2 protein-coding genes are annotated in these 1,680 nt (G+C 68.9%); both read left to right on the top strand.

Annotation, left to right across the window (positions count from 1 at the left end):
• The coding region (locus ACT84W_RS04090) for a SufD family Fe-S cluster assembly protein (protein WP_444328294.1) at positions 1 to 542 on the top strand (542 nt) is incomplete at its 5' end.
• The coding region (locus tag ACT84W_RS04085) for a SufB/SufD family protein (protein ID WP_444328293.1) at positions 542 to 1,680 on the top strand (1,139 nt) is incomplete at its 3' end. The genes ACT84W_RS04090 and ACT84W_RS04085, both read left to right, overlap by 1 nt.

Here is a 1,680-nt window from a genome sequence, read left to right as displayed (position 1 = left end):
GGGTCTCCGGCTCGTTCGGCAGCCACGTGAGCTACCTGTACCCCACCACCATCATGGAGGGCGCGCGCTCGAGCTGCGAGTTCACCGGCATCACCTTCGCCGGCGCCACGCAGGACCTCGACACCGGCTGCAAGGTCGTCATGAACGGCGCCGACACCACGGCCACCGTGAACACCAAGTCCATCTCCAAGGACGGCGGCGTGAACACGTTCCGCAGCTCCGTGGTGGTGGGACGCCGCGCCGACCGCGCGCGCTGCAGCGTTTCTTGCCAGTCGCTCATGCTCGACGACATCAGCCGCTCCGACACCATCCCCGCGATGGACGTCCGTAACGCCACCGCGCAAGTCGGCCACGAGGCCACGATCGGCCGCATCTCCGACGACACGATCCTGTACCTCATGAGCCGCGGATGCTCCGAGGCAGAGGCCCGCACGCTCGTGGTCAACGGATTCGCGAACCCCGTCTCGAAGGAGCTCCCCATGGAGTACGCCGTCGAGATGAACAACCTGATCAAGCTCGAGATGGAAGGGGCGATCGGCTAATGGCTGACAATCAGAACGCCCTCGGCGCCGTGGACGCGGCTGTCGTCGACGCGCCCGAGACCGTCGAGCTCAAGCGCGTGAACACTCCCCCGGCGCAGACCTGGAACCGCCTGCGCGCCAACGACATAACCCTCACCGTGCCCAAGATCTCGCGCAAGGGCGACGTCTACTTCGCCCTGCCGAGGCTCTTCGACAAGGTCGAGTGCGGCATGGGCCAGCAGGTCACCGACTGGGTCTGCTCCCAGGCGGCCGACTCCCGCTACGTCGAGGTCGCGCGCGGCGAGAAGCGCACCGAGCCCGTCGTCATCACCGTGGGCGCCGACGACGGCGAGGTCGCCGACACCGGCGTCATGGTCCGAGACGACGCCGAGTGCACCATCGTCGTGGCGTCGTTCGGCGCGGGCGAGGACGGCACCTCCGCCTCGCTTCTGCGCGTGATCGCGGGCGCCCGCGCCCACGTGAGCATCGTCGAGATCCTTGGCTGCTCCGAGGGTCAGCAGCACCTCGACAGCGTGGGCATCACGGCCGGCGACGACGCGCACATCGAGGTACGCCAGTACGCCCTCGGCGGCGGCACCGTCGCCCTCGGGCTTGCCTGCGACCTCGCGGGCGACCGCTCCAGGATCGACCTCCTTACCCGTTACCATGCGCGCGGCACCGAGGTGCTCGACATGAACCATATCGTGCGCCAGCGCGGGCGCAACACCCGCGCCGAGGTCCACGAGTCGGGCGCGCTCGACGACGCCGCGAGGAAGTCGCTGCGCGCGACCATCGACCTCGTGCACGGCGCGCGCGGCAGCAAGGGCAACGAGGCCGAGAGCGTGCTCGTGCTCGGCGACGACGTGGTCAACAAAACCATGCCTGTTATCCTGTGCGACGAGGACGACGTCGCGGGCAACCACGGCGCCACCATCGGCAGCGTGAGTCCCGAGCAGATCGACTATCTCATGGACCGCGGCCTCTCTCGCCGCGAGGCCGAGCAGCTCTTTGTCCGCGCCATCTTCGAGGACGCCATCATGCACGCCCCCGAGGCGGCCTCGCACACCGCCGCCGTCGCGCGCGCCGAGGCGGTCCTCGGCGCCGACGTCGCCCACGACTTCGACGACGGCGCGGATGACGAAAAGGGACCGTCCCTTTT

The organism is Paratractidigestivibacter sp., from assembly GCF_052362415.1.
In the GTDB taxonomy this organism is placed as follows: Bacteria; Actinomycetota; Coriobacteriia; order Coriobacteriales; family Atopobiaceae; genus Paratractidigestivibacter.
The sequence above is the reverse complement of the archived record's forward strand: the minus strand, read 5'-3'. Positions and strand labels throughout refer to the sequence as shown.